Origin of the sequence: Methylobacterium sp. WL103 (genome assembly GCF_008039885.1) — a bacterium.
Taxonomy (GTDB): domain Bacteria; phylum Pseudomonadota; class Alphaproteobacteria; order Rhizobiales; family Beijerinckiaceae; genus Methylobacterium; species Methylobacterium cerastii.
This window is the reverse complement of record NZ_VRUX01000752.1, coordinates 1-1,770: the sequence shown is the minus strand read 5'-3', so window position 1 is coordinate 1,770 and position 1,770 is coordinate 1. Positions and strand designations below refer to the sequence as shown.

Genomic DNA, 1,770 nt, shown 5'->3' with positions numbered 1-1,770 from the left:
GCCTCGGCGCCCTCCTGGCGACGGGCGCCCGCCTGCAGGGAGACCCGCAGGGCATGCGGCGCCTCTTCCTCGGCGCCAGCCTGTGCTGGGCCGTCCACAACGGCCTCGTCGGCTCGGTCTTCGGCCTGACCTGCGACCTGCTGACCGTGTCGGGGCTGACGCTCTCGCTCATTTGGCACCAGCGTCGCACGCCGCACGCGCTCTCCGCCACCTGAGGCCGGGCCGCCGACGCTCACGCCACGCGGATGTGGGTCGCCACCCGCGGCGGCTCCTCGGCGCCGGTCGCCGCCTCCAGGATGCGCATGTCGAGGCGGCCCTCCGCGTCGCGGAACACGTCGTAGACCATCCGGTCGACCACGCTGTTGCCCTCGCCGAAGATCAGCACCCGCGGCTTGTGGGCGATCACGTCCTCGACGTCGCCGTAGTTCGCCGAGGCGATGATGACCTCGTCGCCGACCTGACAGGTGCGGGCGGCGGCGCCGTTCAGGATGCAGCAGCGCGAGCCGGCGGGGCCGTACAGCACGTAGGTGCTGATCCGCGCCCCCGACATCTTGTTCCAGATCTCGACGAACTCGAGCGGGTCGAGCCCCGCCTCGCGGCACAGGTCGGCGTCCAGGGTGATCGAGCCGTGGTAGTTCAGGTCGGCGCCCGTCACGCGGATGCCGTGCAACTTGGCCCGAACGAAGCTCTGCATCGCGTTCCCCCGAGGCCGGGCGACGTCGGCCCGCCGAGAGCATGTTCCGTGATCTCCGGATCACGGAACATGCTCTCTCCTATTGTGTGGTCGCATTTTCTTCACGCGAGCCGGAATCCACCTCGCTTGAAAATACTTTCGTCTTCGGCCGCCCTCCGAGTCGGGGCGGCTTCTTCGTGCTTGATAGGGCGGCGCGGGACCGCGTGGCAATCGAGCCGGCGGTTGCCGCTGCGCTAGTCCTTCCGCCGCAGTCGGCTCGCGAAGAAGCCGTCGAGGCCGCCGCGCTGGCTCTCCGAACCTTCGAGGTGGGCCGGCAGTGTGCGCAGGTCGCCGTCGGCGTTGATCAGGGCGTCGAGGCCGCCGACCTCGTCCGGGCGAACCGGCACCCGCTCGAAGGCGGCGTTGCGCTTCAGGAAGGCGGCGACCTGGCGCTCGCCTTCCTCCTGCTCCAGCGAGCAGGTGCAGTAGACCAGGCGCCCGCCCGGCCGCACCAGGGTGGCGGCCTTGTCGAGGAGGCGCGCCTGGAGGAGGTGCAGGCGGATCAGGTCGGATTCCGTCTTGGTCCAGGCGACGTCCGGGTGACGGCGGATCGTGCCGGTGGCCGAGCACGGCGCGTCGAGCAGCACCGCGTCGAACGGCTCCGGCGGATCGAAGGCGAGCGCGTCGCCGACGACGACCTCCGCCGTCAGCCCGAGGCGGGCGAGGTTTTCGGACAGGCGCTCCAGGCGCGGGGCCGAACGGTCCAGGGCGGTCACCACGGCGCCCTGGCTCGCGATCTGGGCGGTCTTGCCGCCCGGTGCGGCGCAGAGGTCGGCGATGCGCTCGCCCGCGCGCGCGCCGAGGAGCCGCGCCGGGATCGCGGCGGCGGCGTCCTGCACCCACCACGCGCCCTCGGTGAAGCCGGGAAGCTCGGAGACCGGGACCCGCAGGTCGCCGAGCCGGAGCGAGCCGGTGGGCAGCGCCACCGCGCCGAGGCGCTCGGCCCAGTCGCCGGCCTCGCCCTTGAGCGTCAGGTCGATCGCGGCGCCGCCCAGGTGCGCGCGGGCGATGGCGGCGGCGGTCTCCGGCCCGTAGGC

The 1,770-nt window shown here is 72.7% G+C and carries 3 protein-coding genes; 1 reads left to right on the top strand and 2 read right to left on the bottom strand.

The window, feature by feature from the left end; all coding sequences use genetic code 11:
- On the top strand, nucleotides 1-215 hold a 215-nt coding region (locus tag FV222_RS25050; RefSeq protein WP_147815910.1), incomplete at its 5' end, for a YgjV family protein.
- 17 nt (nucleotides 216-232) lie between these two features.
- Here FV222_RS25050 and panD read toward each other — a convergent pair.
- A complete protein-coding gene (gene panD, locus FV222_RS25045) occupies nucleotides 233-694 on the bottom strand; it encodes an aspartate 1-decarboxylase (RefSeq protein ID WP_147754665.1) in 462 nt (153 codons plus the stop codon).
- Nucleotides 695-927: 233 nt separating this feature from the next.
- A partial coding sequence (locus tag FV222_RS25040; protein WP_147815909.1) for an RsmB/NOP family class I SAM-dependent RNA methyltransferase occupies nucleotides 928-1,770 on the bottom strand: 843 nt, incomplete at its 5' end.